This window comes from Cupriavidus sp. 207A1, assembly GCF_057798955.1.
The window spans coordinates 114291-130639 of sequence record NZ_JBYOJO010000003.1 but is presented as its reverse complement, the minus strand read 5'-3'; the positions used below and the strand labels follow the sequence as shown (position 1 = coordinate 130639).

Sequence of the window (16349 nt, the reverse complement as noted above, 5' to 3'; positions counted from 1 at the left end):
TGGTGTATGTGCGGGCCCTGCATTATACCAACGCGTATTGCCGGGCCTCGCCCCTCGCCCGACCCGTTGCGCGCACCGGCCCCGCGCGGAATCATTTATGCTTGCGCCGGTCTGAGCTGTGGCCGGCAGCCAGGCCGAGCGATGCGAACGTGGATGGAGAAGCACCCGCATCGCATCGCCGCCGCCGGTCCCACCTTGTTACCGATCCCCCGCTGCATGCAACGACGTCATTTTCTCGGCATCTCCGCCGCCGCCCTGCTGGCGGGCTGCGCCTTCGGCCCGCGCCCCGCACCACCGGTCGCGACCACACCGCCCTCCCCACCCACCCCGCGGCCCATCAAGATCGGCCTGGCGCTGGGCGGCGGCGCCGCGCGCGGCTTCGCCCATATCGGCGTGATCAAGGCGCTCGAGGCCCAGGGCATTCGCGCCGACCTGGTCACCGGCACCAGCGCCGGCGCGGTGGTGGCGGCGCTGTACGCGAGCGGGCTCAATGGCTTCGAGCTGAACAAGCTGGCCCTGACCATGGACGAAGCCGCGATTGCCGACTGGGCGCTGCCGTTCGGCACCCGCTTCGGCGGCTGGCTCAAGGGCGAGGCGCTGCAGAACTACGTCAACCGGCTGGTGCAGAACCGCCCCATCGAAGCCATGAAGCTGCCGCTGGGCATCGTCGCCACCGACCTGAAGAGCGGCGACAAGATCCTGTTCCGCCGCGGCAACACGGGCCAGGCCGTGCGCGCTTCCAGCAGCGTGCCGGGCGTGTTCCAGCCGGTATCGATCCAGGGGCACGACTATGTCGACGGCGGCCTGGTTGAGCCGGTGCCGGTGGATTCCGCGCGCGCCATGGGCGCGGACTTCGTCATCGCGGTCAATATCTCGGCCGACCCGTCGGCGCAGCAGCACGCCGGCCAGAGCGGCGTGCTGCTGCAGACCACCGCGATCATGGGTCAGTCGATCAACAAGATGGCGCTGGCGCGCGCCGACGTGGTGATCCGGCCCGAGCTGCCCGACATGGGCGGCAGCGACTTCAACGCGCGCAACCGCGCCGTGCTGGCGGGCGAGCAGGCGACCGCGGCGGTCATGGCAACGCTGCGGCAGCGGCTGGAACAGGCCCGGCTGGCGCCGGCCGGCAAGGTCGCGGCACAGTAACCGCGCCGCCGCTGCTTCGGAAAATAAAAAGGACTGCCGCAGCAGTCCTCTGTCGTTTGACGCGTCGCCAGCCGTCAGCCGCCGTACATCGACGCGCGCGCCGCCTTGGGATCGTAGCGCTTGAGCGTCTCGACCATGTCGCCCAGGCCCTCGGCACTGCGCTCCTTACCTTCGTCGATGCGGCGGGCGCCGTTGTAGCGGGTCACCCAATAGGCCGCACGCATGTCGTCGACGCGGATCTTGCTGCCGGTGGACGGCGCATGCACGAACTTGTTGTCGCCGATATAGATGCCGACATGCGAGAAGGTCTGGCGCATGGTGTTGAAGAACACCAGGTCGCCCGGACGCAGGTCGCTGGTGGCCACGGTGGTGCCGACGCGGCTGATTTCGACGGAGCGGCGCGGCAGCATGAAGCCGAAGGTGTCGTGGAACACGTAGCGGACAAAGCCGCTGCAATCGAGGCCGGATTCGGGCGTGTTGCCGCCGAAGCGGTAACGCACGCCGATCAGGCCCAGCGCGTTCATGACCAGGTCGCCGGCCTTGCTGGCGACGTTGCTGGTGGAATTCACCACCGACGACAGCAAGCCGCGCTTGCCTTCCGGATGCGCATCCACGGCCTGGGCCGCGGACTCGATACGGGTGTCGGCATCCTTGAATACCGTATCCGCCAGCACTCCATTCGACACAGTCGCACCGCAGGCAAGGGCAAATCCGACGGCGGCGCGCGCCAGGGAATGAAGCACCGATCGCTGCATTGGTTCTCCTGTTGATCGTTCCAAAGCAAGCCCCGGCACAAGGTCCGGGGCAGCTGGGTATTGGGTGGATGTCGCGCGAACGTTTCAATGACGTCGGGCGATCATCATGTGAACTATGGAGCCGAATCCTACGCAACCTTCGCGCCAGGCCGTCGTGCCGGCTGCCGCACCGCATTTGTGCGCGGCATGCGCAAATGCGCCGGGCGGACCACCCCCAAAACTAGTTCTGGCGGGATGGTAAAGGGTTGTCATTCACATGTCAAAGTTCGTTACAAATTCGACGGATTTGACTTCCGAATCAACGATATAGACCGGTTTTCGCATCTTCTTTGTCGGATTAATCATATCGTTCGGTGCTAGCCGGCGAAGGCCGGCATGGTCGCCGCACCGCGGCAAACAACCCCTGCCGGTTACGCTGCGCCGACCTGCGCCGCCGCCATCAGCTTGCGCGTATAGGGATGCTGCGGCGCCCCCAGCACCACTTCGGTATCGCCCGCCTCGACCACCTCGCCCGCCTTCATCACGATGACGCGATGCGCCATGGCGCGGATCACCGCCAGGTCGTGGCTGATGAAGAGGTAGCTGAGGTTGTACTTGTGCTGCAGCTGGGACAGCAGCGCCAGCACCTGCTGCTGGATCGACACGTCCAGCGCCGAGGTGGGCTCGTCCAGCACCAGTATCTGGGGCTTGAGGATCAGCACGCGGGCGATGGCAATGCGCTGGCGCTGCCCGCCCGAGAACTCGTGCGGGTAGCGGCCCAGCGCGGTACGGTCGAGGCCGACCTCGCGCAGCGCCTCGATCACGCGCTGGCGCGTGGCCTCGCGCGACAACCCGGGCTGGTGCAGCGCCAGGCCTTCGCCGACGATCTGCTCGATGGTCATGCGCGGCGCCAGCGAGCCGAACGGGTCCTGGAACACCACCTGCATGCGCGCGCGCAGCTTGCGGCGGTCGTCGCGCGTGGCGCTGTCGAAGCTGCGCCCCAGGAAATGGATGGTGCCAGCGCTCTTGCGCTGCAGCGCCAGCACGGTATGCGCCAGCGTGGTCTTGCCCGAGCCGGATTCGCCGACGATGCCCAGGGTCTCGCCCTCGCGCAGCTGGAAGTCGACATCCTTGACCGCCACGAACTGGTCCTTGCCGAACCAGCCTGCCAGGCCGCGGCGCTTGCGCGCATAGCTGACGCCGAGCTTGTTCGCCTCGAGCAGCACCGGCGCCAGCGGCACCAGCGGCAGCACCTCGCGCCGCGGGCGGCTGTCGATCAGCTTGCGGGTATAGGGGTGCTGGGGCGCGGCGAACACGCTGGCGGTCTCGCCGGTTTCCACCAGCACGCCCTTCTCCATCACGCCCACCCGTTGCGCGAAGGCGCGCACCAGGTTGAGGTCATGGGTGATCAGCATCACCGCCATGCCGAACTCGGCCTGCAGGTCGCGCAGCAGGTCGAGGATCTGGGCGCGGATGGTGACATCCAGCGCCGTGGTCGGCTCATCGGCCAGCAACAGCTTGGGCCGGCACGCCAGCGCCATCGCGATCATGGCGCGCTGGCGCTGGCCGCCCGAGAGCTGGTGCGGGAAGCTGTCGAAGCGATGCGCGGCATCGCTGATGCCGGTGCGCTCCAGCAGCGCAATGGCGCGCTCGCGCGCGGCGCGGCGGTCCAGGCCTTCGTGCAGGGCCAGGGTCTCGACGATCTGGTTGCCGATGGTGTATAGCGGATTCAACGCGGTCATCGGCTCCTGGAAGATCATCGCGATCTCGGCACCGCGGATCGCGCGCATCTCGCGGTCGGAGACCTCGAGCAGGTTCTTGCCCTCGAAACGGATCGCGCCATCGTAGTACGCGTCTTCCACCAGCCGCAGCATGGCCAGCGCCGTCACGGTCTTGCCCGAGCCCGACTCGCCCACCAGCGCATAGCGCTCGCCGGCGCGCAGGTCGAAGCTGACGTCGCGCACCGCGCGGGTGGCATGCTCGCCATGGCCGAAGGTGACGGACAGCTTGTCCACGCACATCAGCATGGAACCCGGTGCGGGCATCGGCGCCGGCTCCACGTCCGGCAAGGTCATCGGCGACACCGCGGTCATGGCGTGGCCTCCGGTGCCGCGCCGGTGGGCGCCCCGGCGGGAACCTTGGGCTCGACGCGGCCGCGCAGCGCGGCCAGGCCCAGCCGGGTATCGAAGGCATCGCGCAGCGCGTCGCCCATGAAGGTGAGCAGCAGCAGCGTCACCACCAGCACCGCGAAGGTCGACAGCGAGATCCACCACGCGTCGAGGTTGGCCTTGCCCTGCGCCAGCAGCTCGCCCAGGCTGGGCGTGGTGGGCGGCACGCCCAGGCCGAGGAAGTCCAGGCTGGTCAGCGCCAGGATGGCCGCGCTCATGCGGAATGGCAGGAAGGTGATCACCGGGGTCAGGCTGTTGGGCAGGATGTGGCGCCACATGATCTGCACGTTGGATAGTCCGAGCGCGCGCGCGGCCTTGACGTAGTCGAGCGAGCGGTTGCGATAGAACTCGGCGCGCACGTAGTCGGACAGGCCCATCCAGCCGAACAGCGACAGCAGGATGATCAGCAGCGCCAGGCTGGGCTCGAAGATGGAGGCGAAGATGATCAGCAGGTACAACTCGGGCATCGAGCTCCAGATCTCGATGGCGCGTTGCGAGAACAGGTCGAAGCGCCCCCCGAAGAAGCCCATCAGCGCCCCGGTCAGGGTGCCGACCAGCACCCCGATGACGGTCAGCGCCAGCGCGAACAGCACCGACACGCGGAAGCCATACAGCAGCCGCGCCAGCACGTCGCGGCCGCGATCGTCGGTGCCGAGCCAGTTCTCGGCTGAAGGCGGCGCCGGGTTGGGTTCCTTGGCGAAGTAGTTGAGCGAGTCGTACGAATACCGGTTCAGCGGAAATACCGCGAAATTGCCGTTGGTGGTGATGCGGTCGCGGATATACGGGTCCAGGTAGTCGGCCGGCGTGGGGAAATCGCCGTCGAAGGTGGTTTCCGGATAGACCTTGACGATGGGGAAATACCATTCGCCCTTGTAGTGCACCACCAGCGGCCGGTTGCTCGACAGCAGTTCGGCGCCGAGGCTGAGCACGAAGATGAAGACGAAGATCACCAGGCTCCAGTAGCCGCGCCGGTTGCGGCGAAAGCGCTGCCAGGCGCGCTGGCGCGGCGAAGGCGAATGCGGCAGGCCGTTGGGCGCCGCGTGCGAGAACGGTTTCATCGATGCAAGCCCTCGAAGTGGATGCGCGGATCCACCAGCACGTAGCAGACGTCGGAGATCAGGCGCGTGACCAGCCCGATCAGCGTGAACAGGTAGAGCGTGCCGAGCACCACCGGGTAGTCGCGCCGCAGCACCGCCTCATAAGACAGCAGGCCCAACCCGTCGAGCGAGAACAGCGTCTCGATCAGCAGCGAGCCGGTAAAGAAGGCGCCGATGAACGCCGCCGGGAAGCCCGTCACCAGCGGGATCAGGGCATTGCGGAAGACGTGCTTCCACAGCACGCGGCGCTCGCCCAGGCCCTTGGCGCGCGCGGTCAGCACATACTGCTTGCGGATTTCCTCGAGGAAGGCGTTCTTGGTCAGCATGGTCACGACCGCAAAGCTGCCCACCACCGACGCGGTGATCGGCAGCACCAGGTGCCACAGGTAGTCCATCACCTTGCCCATCAGCGACAGCTGCTCCCAGTTGTCGGAAGTCAGCCCGCGCAGCGGGAACCACTGCACGAAGGTGCCGCCGCCGAACAACACCAGCAGCAGCACGCCCAGCACGAAGCCGGGAATGGCATAGCCCACCAGCACGATGACGCTGGTCACCACGTCGAAGCGGCTGCCCGCCTGGATCGCCTTCGAGATGCCGAGCGGCACCGATATCAGGTAGGTCAGGAAGAAGGTCCACAGGCCCAGGCTGACCGATACCGGCAGCTTGGACTTGACCAGCTCCCATACGCTGCGGTGCTGGAAATAGCTCTGGCCCAGGTCGAACTGGGCAAAGCGCTTGAGCATCAGCAAGTAGCGCTCCAGCGGCGGCTTGTCGAAGCCGTAGAGCGCCTGGATCTCCTTGATCTTGTCGGGGTCGACGCCGCGCCGCCCGCGGTATTCGGCGCCACCGCCGCTGGCTTCGCCAGCGCCGCCGCGCCCTTTCAGCTCCATCATCATCTGCTCGACCGGGCCGCCCGGCACGAACTGGATCACGACGAAGGTCAGCGTGATGACCCCGACCAGCGTCGGAATCATCAGCAGAATGCGTTTAAGCAGATAGGCAAGCATGGGGGCCGTCTCTTTCCTTGTCCGCGCTGAAGCTGCCAGCGCCTGAGCGCCTCAGCGGGCTTGCGCCTGCATGTCGGTGCGCCACCAGTGGCTGAGGATCCAGCCTTCCGCCGTGTAGAAATACGGCAGCCGCTCCGGGTACGCCAGCGTCTTGCGGTAGGCGACCCGGTGCGACGCGCTGTACCAGTTCGGCACGATGTAATAGCCATGCATCAGTACCCGGTCGAGCGCGCGGCCGGCGGTGACCAGTTCCTGCCGGGTATCGGCGCGCAGCACGTTGTCGACCAGCTTGTCGACCACCGGCGACTTCAGCCCGAACAGGTTGTCGGAGCCAGGCGTGCCGGCGGCCTCGCTGGAGAAGCGGTCGCGCAGCTCATTGCCCGGGCTTTGCGAATCGGGGAAGCGGATCGACACCATGTCGAAGTCGAAGTCTTCGAGCCGCTTCTGGTACAGCGCGAAATCCGTGGTGCGCTGGTGCACCTGGATGCCGAGCTTCTCGAGGTTGCGCACGTAGGTGGTGATCACGCGACTCATGGCGCCGCCGTCGTCGAGGAACTCGAATACCAGCGGCTCGCCCTTGGCGTTGCGCAGCGCGCCGTCGGTATAGGTCCAGCCGGCCTGGGCCAGCAGGCGCCGCGCCAGGCGCAGGTTGTCGCGCAGCGAGCGCGGCGGCGCGGTGCTGGGCTGGACCACGTCGGGGCCGAACACCTCCGGCGGCAGCTGCGCGCGCAGCGGTTCGAGCAGCTGCATTTCGCCGGGACCGGGACGGCCGTCGAAGGTAGCACTGGCCGACAGTTCGCTGTTGGAGAACCAGCTGTCCAGGCGCTTGTAGGCGCCGTAAAACAGCTGCCGGTTGAGCCATTCGAAATCCAGCGCGAGGATCAGCGCCTGGCGTACGCGCACGTCCTGGAACACCGGCTTGCGCAGGTTCATGACATAGCCCTGCATGCCGGCGCCGTTGCGGTGCGGGAACTCGGTCTTGAGCAGCTCGCCGTTGCGAAAGCGCGTGCCCTGGTAGCTCTTGGCCCAGTTCTTGGCCTTGTATTCGACGATGGCGTCGAACTCGCCGGCCTTGAAGGCCTCGAGGCGGGCGGTCTCGTCCTTGTACAGGCGGTAGACCACGCGCGCGAAATTGAAGGTGCCGCGCCGCACCGCGAGGTCCTTGCCCCAGTACTTCGGGTCGCGCTGGAAGATGATGCCGCGGCCGGCGTCGAAACGCTCGATCAGGTAGGGGCCGCTGGTCACCGGCGGCTCGAAGGTCAGCTTCTCGAACGGAACCTTGGCGGTCCACTTGCGCGAGAACACCGGCAGCGAGCCGACGATCAGCGGCAGCTCGCGGTTGCGCTGCTTGAAATCGAAGCGCACGGTGCGCTCGCCGGTCACGACCACCGCCTTCACGTCGGTGCACATGCTGCGATAGCCCGGGCTCGAGGCCTTGCTCATCAGCATGTCGTAGGAGTACTTGACGTCCGAGGCCAGCACCGGATCGCCATTGGAGAAGCGCGCCTGCGGGCGGATCGTGAAGGTGACCGACAACTCGTCGGGCGCCACCGTGACGTCCTCGGCCAGCAAGCCGTAGGCGCTGGCGCTTTCGTCGGCGCTGCTGATCAGCAGCGACTCGAACATCAGCGCGTTCAGGCCCGGGGCCGAAGTGCCCTTGAGCGTGAACGGATTGAACTTGTCGAAGCTGGTGCGCCGGTCAGGATTGGCGAGCGTCAGCGTGCCGCCGACCGGCGCGTTGGGATTGGCGTATTCGAAGTGCGAGAAATTCGGCTGGTACTTCAGGTCCCCATGCAGCGCAAAGCCATGCGCCGCCCATGCCGGATCAGAAAAGAGCGAGACCCCCGCCGCCAGCGTCAGCGCCAGCTTCATTGCCGCCCAACCACGCAGTACTGCATCCCGCCGGAAGCACTGCCATGCCGCCTGAAGCGGCCAACGTGCTTGAATAGGCATCCTGTTGGATTCCTCCACTGTCACCTGTGGGGCCCGGCGTTCTGCGGCCGGGCCAAGTATGAGACAATTTTACATGCGTCCGGGGTGGCCCCAGCCATCCGGACATTCCCTCTGCGCGGCGCAATAAAAGGGCCGCAGGACAGCCCGGCACCCGCACGGCCGCACGGCGGACGCACGAAGCGTGCCTGATACACCACCTTGGAGAATTTATGGGATTTCTGGCAGGTAAGCGGATCCTGATCACCGGCTTGCTTTCGAACCGCTCGATCGCCTACGGCATTGCCTCGGCGTGCAAGCGCGAAGGCGCCGAACTGGCCTTCACCTACGTCGGCGAACGGTTCAAGGACCGGATCAGCGACTTTGCCAAGGAATTCGGCAGCGACCTGGTTTTCGAATGCGACGTCGGCAGCGACGAGCAGATTGCCGCCACCTTCGCCGCGCTGGGCCAGCGCTGGGAAAAGTTTGACGGCCTGGTGCATTCGATCGGCTTCGCGCCGCGTGAAGCGATCGCGGGCGATTTCCTCGACGGCCTGTCGCGCGAAGGCTTCCGCATCGCCCACGATATTTCCGCGTACAGCTTCCCGGCGCTGGCCAAGGCCGCCCTGCCGCTGCTGTCGGACAAGGCCTCGCTGCTGACGCTGACTTACCTCGGCGCCGAGCGCGTGGTCCCCAACTACAACACCATGGGCCTGGCCAAGGCCTCGCTCGAAGCCAGCGTGCGCTACCTGGCCTCGTCGGTCGGCCCGCGCGGGATCCGTGCCAACGGCATCTCGGCCGGCCCGATCAAGACCCTGGCCGCTTCGGGCATCAAGGGCTTCGGCAAGCTGCTCGGCCACTTCGAGCAAGCCGCGCCGCTGCGCCGCAATGTCACCATCGAAGAAGTCGGCAACGTCGCCGCCTTCCTGCTGTCGGACCTGGCCAGCGGCGTGACCGGCGAGATCACCTATGTCGATGGTGGCTTCAACGTGGTCGGCGCGAGCGTGGCCGACGCGGAGTAAATCCGGCGCCGGCAACTCGCGCGATAAAAAAGGGGGTGCCGTTATGGCACCCCCTTTTTTGCTTCGGGATTCCGACCAGGCGTACACACCAGCCTGCTACGCCGCGGCGGGGACGCGCCGCTCCATGCTCAGCATCGACCAGGCATAGATCACCAGCCCGCCCAGCGCCAGCAGCAGGCCGACCCAGCCGGTCGATTCCCAGCCGAAGCCGGCGGCAATGGTCAGCCCACCCAGCCAGGCGCCCAGCGCATTGGCCAGGTTGAAGGCCGAATGGTTGAGCGCCGCCGCCAGCGTCTGCGCATCGCCTGCAACGTCCATCAGCCGGATCTGCAGCGCCGGGCCCAGCGCCACGGCGGTGCCGACCAGCAGCACATTGAAGGCGGCCAGCCAGGCGTGCGACGCGGTCAAGGTAAAGGCGCCCAGCACCAGCGCGGTCCAGACCAGCACCCCGCCCACCGTGGGCATCAACGCCTTGTCGGCGAGCTTCGCGCCGGCCAGGTTGCCCGCCACCATGCCGATGCCGAACAGCGCCAGCACCACCGGGATGCCGGCCGCCGGCATATGCGCCAGCTCCAGCATGGTCGGCTTGATATAGCTGAACACCGCGAACATGCCGCCAAACCCGATCGCACCGATGCCCAGCGTCAGCCAGACCTGCTTGCGCCCGAGTGCGGACAACTCGCGCAGCGGACTGGCACGACGGTCGGCCGGCACGAACGGCACCCAGCGCCATACCAGCAGCGCCGTCAGCGCGCCGAGCGCGCCTACGATCACGAAGGCCGAACGCCAGCCCAGCCAGGTGCCGACCGCGGCCGCGATCGGCACGCCGACCAGCGTGGCGGTGGTCAGGCCAAGCATCACCAGCCCCACCGCCTGCGCGCGCCGCTCACGCGGCACCAGGCTGGCCGCGACCAGCGCCGCGACGCCGAAGTACGTGCCGTGCGGAAAGCCCGTGAGCAGGCGCGCCACCATCATCGACAGGTACGACGGCGCCAGCGCGCTGGCGATATTGCCGGCGGCAAACACCGCCATCAGGGCAATCAGCAGGTTGCGCCGCGGCCAGCGTGCGCCCAGCACCGCCAGCAGCGGTGCGCCGACGACCACGCCGAGCGCATAGGCGCTGATCAGGTGGCCGGCTTGCGGGATCGAGATGCCGAGGTCGGTGGCGGCATCGGGCAGCAGGCCCATGATGACGAACTCGCCGGTGCCGATGGCGAAGCTGCCGACCCCCAATGCCAGTAGCGGCAGCGGGCCGGACGGGTGGTGATCGCGGGAAGACAGGGAAGCGTCGGCGCCGCGGTCGGGATCCGCGGCGGATTGTGCATGTGGGGCGGCCATGTACAGGATTTGCAGGGTTCAACGAAATGCCGCCCGCTGACGGGCGAGGTAGTCCTCGCCTCTGATCGATCCAGCGTGCTCCTGTGCGGCGCGCAGGCCGTATTGTGCGGCAAAAACGCGAATCCTGCCGGCGCTGCTCCCGCACCCGCGGGACCGCGACGCGCCCGGCCCGGGCGCGGCATCCCGGCGCTATGGCTCGACGTCCTCGCCCAGGCTGGCCAGGTTTTGCTTGATCACCTCCAGCACCGCCGCCGTCATCACGGAACTGGAGACGCCGTACATCAGGATGCCGTTGGCCGCCTCCAGCGGCCCCAGCAGGCGCCACGCGGGAGACATGACGATATCGCCATAGCCCAGCGTGGCAAAGTTGACGCCCGAGTGATACAGCGCGGTCGCGAAATCGGCGAACTCGCCCAGCAGCATGAAGAGGATGGCCCAGATCGCCATCTGGACGAAGTTGCCGCTCAGGGTCAGCACCATCACCACCGACAGCAGCAGGATTTCCTGGCCCAGCGAAAAGTGCCCGTGCCGCGCATGCTTGAAGCGCGCGTAGTAGCGCAGGCAGACGGCCACGAACACCGCCTGCAACAGCAGGCAGGCCAGCATCACGGGAACGCCGAGCGCCAGGTTGTGCAGCATGACCGCCCCTTTCATCCAGACAATTGCCGCGCGTCGCGGGGCTGATCGAGCCATGCGACCATCAGCCAGGCATACAGCGTGACGCCGACAAACAGGCCCATGCGCACGGCAAAGGCGGTATAGACGTCCTTCCCGGCGGCGCTGTCCTGCACGGACTGGCCCAGCAGGATAATCAGGGTCACGAGGGTGTTGACCCAGAAGCCTGGCGGGTACCGCGACGGGCTCAGGCGATACAGCCTGCGCCCCACCAGCAGGCCAAACAGCAGCATCCACAGGAAGTACATCCACAAGTGCACGAACAGGCTGAGCGCGGCCCAGAACAGGATCGCCAGCACGCCGCCAAGCAGGGTCGACCCCAGCAGTTCCCGCCCCGCGCCGCGTGCCGAAGTAGTGCAGGTTTGCCGGCCCAGCGTGGCCGCCTTCATGATGACCGGCAGGTAGGCCGACGGATCGTTCAGCGCCAGCAGGAATGCCGGCATGACCACCAGCGCGGCGCGCAGCGCGATCCGGGCGGCCTGCTCTTCCGGCAGGTCCGCGGCTGCAGGCGGCGCGCCCGCGCCAGCCGGTTCGGGAAACAGCCAGTGACCAATCCCCAGCGCCATCAGGGCGACCAGCAGTCCCTTGACCAGCGCTTCGATCACCGTGACCGCCAGTCCGAAATCAAAGGTGCCCGCCGCCGAGATCATGGTCAGCCCCACCACCAGGAAGGTCGACACCAGGCCGTTGCCGCCGCGCAATCCGTAGCGAAAGGCCAGGAACAGGCACAGGCCGACCAGCAGCACGCCACTGGCAGGGTAATGGCGCAGCAGGGGGATCAGCAGCAGGCCGATGCCGGTGGTCAGCATCACCACCAGTGCCAGGCCCAGTCCCGCCCCGAGCGACATCGGCCGGTTGAGCGTCGCCAGCAGGAACACGCCGAGCACCGGCGCGACCATGGGCACCGGCAGGGCCAGTCCGAAGCTGATCGTCAGGCACAGCGCGGTGCCGCTGGCCAGGCGCAGGCAACGTCGGCTGCGTGGATCGCGCGCGGGCCATGGCGACGCCTGGCTGTCAGTAGACATAGGAAAGCCAGCTCATCAGGTACAGGAACAAGCGGCCCAGCGGATTGAGCGGGTTGCCCTCGGTGGGAAACGCCATGACCTCGGCCTGCCCGCCCACGCGAATGCCACGCAGGGGGGGAAACTCGCCGCGGTCGAGCTCGACAATGACCGGGAAGCGTTGCGCCGGGCGCAGCCAGTCACGACTGTTCTGCACCGTCGGCAGGCTGCCCGGCGGCGTGCTTGTCCCGGCGTTGACGCCGTAGCCGACGCTGCGCACCCGGCCTTTGAAGACCCTGCCCGGCAAGGCATCCAGCACGATGGCAACCGGCGTGCCGGGCTCGACGCGGCCGAGGTTGTTTTCGGTCATTTCGGCGTTGATCCAGACATCGTGGATGGCGATCAGCGTCATGACCGGATTGCCGGCCGCGGCAAACTGGCCGACATCGGTGCGCAGGTCGGTGACCAGCCCGGCGGCGCGCGCCCGCACCTGCGTGTTGGCCAGGTCCAGCTCGGCCTTTTCCAGCGCCGCGGCGGCGCTGCGCAGCTTGGCGTTGTCTGCGTCGCTGCCGCCCTCCTGCTCGCGCGCACGCTGAACCTCGGCCCTGGCAGCGGCGACCTGGCTGACGGCCTGCTCCAGGCTGGCCCGCGCCACCTCCAGGCGCCGCAGCGAGATGGTGCCGGGGTCCTCGCGGTACAGCCGCTCGAGGCGCTCGCTATCCTGCCGCGCCTTGACTTCGTTGGCACGGGCCGCGCGCAGCGATGCCTGCGCCGACTCGATACCCGCCGTGCTGGCCCCGATCTGCCGGCGCGTCGACTCCAGATCGGCACGGGCGCGGTCCACCGCGATGCGGTATTGCTGCGGATCCACCTCGAACAGCACCGTGCCCGTCGCCACGTCCTGATTGTTGCGCACGTGCACCTTGGTCACGCGGCCGGACACTTCCGCGGCCACCGGCACCACGAAGGCCTGCACCCGCGCCTGTTGCGTATACGGGGTCAGGCGGTCGGCCAGCAGGTACCAGGCGAGACTGATCACGATCAGCAGCAGCACCCAGCGCACGCCCTTCTTTGACGAGTCGGCCGCGGGCGGCGGCGGCGCGGGGGTCGGCGTAAGCGTCGGCGCCTCGGAGGGCTGCGGGGTGTCGTTCATCGGCACTCGCTCAGGGATTACCGTTGCCTGACAGGGAAACCGGCGCGGACCCTGGCTCGTCGAGCAGGGTTCCCCAGTCAGTACGTTGCCGCATCTGCTCGCGCGTGGCAGGGTCGAGCAGCGGCTGTTCGCTGGACCAGCCACCGCCGAGCGCCTTGTACACGGCGATCAGGTCGCTGACGGCATTGCTGCGGTTGACCACGTAGGCATCCTGCTGGGCCGCCAGCGCGCGCTGCGCATCCAGCACGCGCTGGAAGTCCGAGTAGCCCTCGCGGTAAAGCGCGTTGGCCAGCGTCAGCGAACGCCTCGCGGCCAGCGCGCTGTCACGCAGGATCTGCTCACGCTCCAGCGCCTTGATCAGCGCGCTCGCGGCATCGTCGGCTTCGCGCGCCGCCTGTCGCACGGCATCCTGGTAGGCGATGATCAACTGCTGCAGCCGGGCGTCCTGCACCCGCACGGTGTTCTTGATGCGGCCATAGTCGAACACATTCCAGCGCAGGCTCGGCCCGCCGACCAGCGCCAGGCTGTTGGGCGTGCCCGCCAGTGTGCTGGCGGACCAGACAATGCTGCCCAGCAGCGTCAGCGACGGATAGAGATCGGCCTCGGCCACACCGATCAGCGCCGATTGCGCGGCGATCTGCAACTCGGCGGCGCGGATATCCGGCCGGCGCTGCAGCAGGCTGGCGGGCACGTCCTGCAGCACGGCGCGATCGATCAGCGGCATCAGGCCCTCCTTGCCGGACAGCTCCGGCAACTCCGGCAACGGCCCCGGCGGGCGGCCCACCAGCACCGCAAGGGCATTGCGGGTGCGCGTGATCTGGCTTTCGAATTCGGGGACGGTGCTCAGGGTGCCCAGGTACTGGGTCTTGGCTTGCTGCAGGTCGAGTTCGTCGGTCTCGCCGCTCTTGAACAGCCGCTCGGTGATTTCAAGGCTGCGCCGCTGCAGGGCCGCGTTGTCGCGGGCGATGCGCAGGCGTGCCTCGGCCGTGCGCAAGGCAAAGTAGGTCTCCGCGACTTGGGCGCGCAGCAGCACCAGCACGTCCTCGCGGTTGGCGCGGGCCGCAAAGTAGGCGGCATCGGCGGATTCGATGGCGCGGCTGAAGCGCCCCCAGAAATCCAGCTCCCAGCCGATGTCGAAGCCCGCGCTGTATTGCCAGAAGCGATTGTTCTGAGGATTGCGGCCGCCGGCCTGCCGGCGATCTGTGTACAGGACGTCGGCACTGGCCTGCTGCAATTGGGGGAATCGTCCGCTCTGGGCAATGCCCAGCTGGGCGCGCGCTTCCATTACGCGCAGGCCGGCAATCTTCAGGCTGGCATTGTGGGCATCGGCTTCGGCGATCAGGCGTTCGAGTGCCGGGTCGCCGAAGACCTGCCACCACTCGCGGATGTCGGGCAGGGCTCGCTGCACCGTAGCCTGCTCGAGCGCCGGGCTGCGCCACTGCTGCGTCCACGGTTCCTGCTGCGGCTGGAAATCCGGCCCGAGGCGCGCGCAGCCCCCCACGCAGCACGCGGCGGCCAGCAATGCGCGCAGAGGACGGTGCCGGCGCGTCATGGGCGGCCCGGATGGCTTCAGGTCTGTTGCTGGCTGCCAGGCTCGGTCTGCGGCGGCGGATCTTCCACCCATTGCCAGAACAGCTGATAGCCGACCGCCAGCACCACCGGGCCGATGAACAGGCCGATCACGCCGCCGGTCACCATCCCGCCCAGCGCGCCGATCAACACCACCGGCATCGGCACGTCGACGCCCCGCCCGAGCAACAGCGGCTTGAGCACGTTATCGGCCAGCCCCGCCACGAACACATAGATGGCGAAGACGATGGTGGCCACGCTGGCCCCTTCGCTGGCAAAGACATAGATGATCACCGGCACGGTGATCAGCGTGGCCGGCAACTGCGCAATGCCCAGCAGCAGCACCACCAGGGCCAGCACGCCCGCAGCCGGGACACCCTTGACCACGAAGGCAACGCCGACCAGCAGCATCTGGATAAAGGCGATACCGACCACGCCCTGGGCCACCGCGCGAATGGTCGCCGTGCACAGCGAGGCGATGCGCTGGCCCCGCTCCGGGCCAAAGACGCGCGCGGCAATCTGCACGGCGCTACGGTTGCCGGCCTCGCCGTAGGCCATGAAGATGCCCCCGATGATCAGGGCGAAGACAAATATCAGCAGCCCCTTGCCGATGCCGGCCGCGGCGGCGAGCACGGCCAGGCTGATTTCCCGCACCTGGGGCGCGTGGGTCTGGATCACGCCGGTCAGGTCGGAGGCGGCCTGCAGCCAGACGTCATACAGGCGCTGGCCCACCAGCGGCCAGCTGGCGACCGACTCGGCCGGTGGCGGAATATGCAAGCCTTCTTTCTTGACCATGGCCATGGCACTGGCCACCGAGTCGACCATGGCGGCGCCCAGCAGGTAGGCCGGCAGCGCGATGATGGCAATCGCGGCCAGGACGATCAGCGTGGCGGCGCGTCCGTCCTTGTTGCCCAGCTTGCGCCTGAGCCTGACCTGCAGCGGATAGATGGTCACGGCCAGGATCACCGACCAGACAATGAGATCGAGAAAGGGCCGGAATATCTGAAAGCAGAAGATCGCCAGCACCGCGATCAGCCCCGCGCGGATCAGCACATCGAGTAGCCCGCGCGACAGCAAGCGCTCCGAAGTTGGCGTAGGCATCATGCTTGTCTCCCTGCAGATCACCACCAAGACCCAGGACCGGCAACCGCGCCGCCGCGCATTCGGCAGGTCAGGTTAAGTACTGACCGCTTGGACGGATGAAATCCAGTCTAGATGAGGGGTGAGGCCTGGACAACCTCAAAAGGTATGCCTATCGCTACATGGCATCCATGCGTTGCGATATGGCTTGGCGACTGGCCTTGGACAACCCATGGGAAACCGCAGGATGGCGCCGGGATGATGTCGGCGAAGCGGCAGGGACTGGACCCGGGACGATTCGGCGCCCCGAATCCGTGGGCTTTGGCGCGTCCTAGAGGATTCGAACCTCTGACCGCTCGCTTAGAAGGCGAGTGCTCTATCCAACTGAGCTAAGGACGCGAAGGCGTGCATTCTACCGCAGCGCCCGGCC

At 67.4% G+C, this 16349-nt stretch carries 13 protein-coding genes and 1 tRNA gene; 2 read left to right on the top strand and 12 right to left on the bottom strand.

All coding sequences use genetic code 11. From position 1 onward, the window contains the following. Positions 1–216: 216 nt before the first annotated feature. On the top strand, positions 217–1146 hold the full coding sequence (locus AC3FMM_RS06240) for a patatin-like phospholipase family protein (RefSeq protein WP_111518090.1): 930 nt from the start codon (positions 217–219) through the stop codon (positions 1144–1146). Positions 1147–1220: 74 nt separating this feature from the next. Here the strand turns inward: AC3FMM_RS06240 and AC3FMM_RS06235 are convergent, their stop codons facing one another. The 5 genes from AC3FMM_RS06235 to AC3FMM_RS06215 all read right to left on the bottom strand — a co-directional run bounded on the left by AC3FMM_RS06235 (position 1221) and on the right by AC3FMM_RS06215 (position 8105). Next, the gene (locus AC3FMM_RS06235) at positions 1221–1901 is read right to left on the bottom strand and encodes a C40 family peptidase (protein WP_111517688.1); all 681 of its coding nucleotides are present in this window, start codon (positions 1899–1901) and stop codon (positions 1221–1223) included. Between the two features lie 410 nt (positions 1902–2311). Beyond that, positions 2312–3973: an ABC transporter ATP-binding protein gene (locus AC3FMM_RS06230; RefSeq protein ID WP_115680553.1), complete on the bottom strand. Its 1662-nt coding sequence runs from the start codon at positions 3971–3973 to the stop codon at positions 2312–2314. Then, positions 3970–5106 carry an ABC transporter permease gene (locus tag AC3FMM_RS06225; RefSeq protein WP_012353203.1) on the bottom strand — a complete coding sequence of 379 codons (1137 nt, stop codon included), beginning with the start codon at positions 5104–5106 and terminating at the stop codon, positions 3970–3972. The genes AC3FMM_RS06230 and AC3FMM_RS06225 overlap by 4 nt, the downstream gene beginning before the upstream one ends. After that, on the bottom strand, positions 5103–6152 hold the full coding sequence (locus tag AC3FMM_RS06220; RefSeq protein ID WP_488686302.1) for a microcin C ABC transporter permease YejB: 1050 nt from the start codon (positions 6150–6152) through the stop codon (positions 5103–5105). Before AC3FMM_RS06220 ends, AC3FMM_RS06225 begins: the two co-directional genes overlap by 4 nt. A 51-nt stretch (positions 6153–6203) precedes the next feature. Next, on the bottom strand, positions 6204–8105 hold the full coding sequence (locus AC3FMM_RS06215) for an extracellular solute-binding protein (protein ID WP_115710031.1): 1902 nt from the start codon (positions 8103–8105) through the stop codon (positions 6204–6206). 209 nt (positions 8106–8314) lie between these two features. Between AC3FMM_RS06215 and fabI the strand changes: the two genes are divergently transcribed. Continuing rightward, positions 8315–9103, top strand: coding sequence for an enoyl-ACP reductase FabI (gene fabI, locus AC3FMM_RS06210; RefSeq protein WP_062800677.1), 789 nt, complete (start codon positions 8315–8317; stop codon positions 9101–9103). Positions 9104–9199: 96 nt separating this feature from the next. Here fabI and AC3FMM_RS06205 read toward each other — a convergent pair whose 3' ends face one another. The 7 genes from AC3FMM_RS06205 to AC3FMM_RS06175 form a co-directional block, all read right to left on the bottom strand. Next, positions 9200–10441: an MFS transporter gene (locus AC3FMM_RS06205; RefSeq protein WP_116312753.1), complete on the bottom strand. Its 1242-nt coding sequence runs from the start codon at positions 10439–10441 to the stop codon at positions 9200–9202. 189 nt (positions 10442–10630) lie between these two features. After that, on the bottom strand, positions 10631–11080 hold the full coding sequence (locus AC3FMM_RS06200) for an ion channel (RefSeq protein ID WP_488686301.1): 450 nt from the start codon (positions 11078–11080) through the stop codon (positions 10631–10633). A gap of 11 nt (positions 11081–11091) precedes the next feature. After that, a complete protein-coding gene (locus tag AC3FMM_RS06195; protein ID WP_115710036.1) occupies positions 11092–12141 on the bottom strand; it encodes a DUF2955 domain-containing protein in 1050 nt (349 codons plus the stop codon). Beyond that, complete coding sequence (locus AC3FMM_RS06190; protein ID WP_115710038.1) at positions 12131–13270, bottom strand: HlyD family secretion protein; 1140 nt, start codon at positions 13268–13270, stop codon at positions 12131–12133. The genes AC3FMM_RS06195 and AC3FMM_RS06190 overlap by 11 nt, the downstream gene beginning before the upstream one ends. A 10-nt stretch (positions 13271–13280) precedes the next feature. Continuing rightward, a complete protein-coding gene (locus AC3FMM_RS06185; protein ID WP_115710040.1) occupies positions 13281–14822 on the bottom strand; it encodes an efflux transporter outer membrane subunit in 1542 nt (513 codons plus the stop codon). A 17-nt stretch (positions 14823–14839) separates the two neighbouring features. Next, positions 14840–15943 carry an AI-2E family transporter gene (locus tag AC3FMM_RS06180; RefSeq protein ID WP_115710042.1) on the bottom strand — a complete coding sequence of 368 codons (1104 nt, stop codon included), beginning with the start codon at positions 15941–15943 and terminating at the stop codon, positions 14840–14842. Positions 15944–16241: 298 nt separating this feature from the next. Beyond that, a tRNA-Arg gene (locus AC3FMM_RS06175) sits at positions 16242–16318 on the bottom strand. Positions 16319–16349: the final 31 nt, after the last annotated feature.

Coding starts and splice junctions, on each gene's coding strand:
- AC3FMM_RS06215 (WP_115710031.1), bottom strand. CDS start 8,105: ATGCCTATTCAAGCACGTTGGCCGCTTCAGGCGGCATGGCAGTGCTTC.
- AC3FMM_RS06240 (WP_111518090.1), top strand. CDS start 217: ATGCAACGACGTCATTTTCTCGGCATCTCCGCCGCCGCCCTGCTGGCG.
- AC3FMM_RS06190 (WP_115710038.1), bottom strand. CDS start 13,270: ATGAACGACACCCCGCAGCCCTCCGAGGCGCCGACGCTTACGCCGACC.
- fabI (WP_062800677.1), top strand. CDS start 8,315: ATGGGATTTCTGGCAGGTAAGCGGATCCTGATCACCGGCTTGCTTTCG.
- AC3FMM_RS06195 (WP_115710036.1), bottom strand. CDS start 12,141: ATGTCTACTGACAGCCAGGCGTCGCCATGGCCCGCGCGCGATCCACGC.
- AC3FMM_RS06230 (WP_115680553.1), bottom strand. CDS start 3,973: ATGACCGCGGTGTCGCCGATGACCTTGCCGGACGTGGAGCCGGCGCCG.
- AC3FMM_RS06200 (WP_488686301.1), bottom strand. CDS start 11,080: ATGCTGCACAACCTGGCGCTCGGCGTTCCCGTGATGCTGGCCTGCCTG.
- AC3FMM_RS06205 (WP_116312753.1), bottom strand. CDS start 10,441: ATGGCCGCCCCACATGCACAATCCGCCGCGGATCCCGACCGCGGCGCC.
- AC3FMM_RS06225 (WP_012353203.1), bottom strand. CDS start 5,106: ATGAAACCGTTCTCGCACGCGGCGCCCAACGGCCTGCCGCATTCGCCT.
- AC3FMM_RS06185 (WP_115710040.1), bottom strand. CDS start 14,822: ATGACGCGCCGGCACCGTCCTCTGCGCGCATTGCTGGCCGCCGCGTGC.
- AC3FMM_RS06235 (WP_111517688.1), bottom strand. CDS start 1,901: ATGCAGCGATCGGTGCTTCATTCCCTGGCGCGCGCCGCCGTCGGATTT.
- AC3FMM_RS06220 (WP_488686302.1), bottom strand. CDS start 6,152: ATGCTTGCCTATCTGCTTAAACGCATTCTGCTGATGATTCCGACGCTG.
- AC3FMM_RS06180 (WP_115710042.1), bottom strand. CDS start 15,943: ATGATGCCTACGCCAACTTCGGAGCGCTTGCTGTCGCGCGGGCTACTC.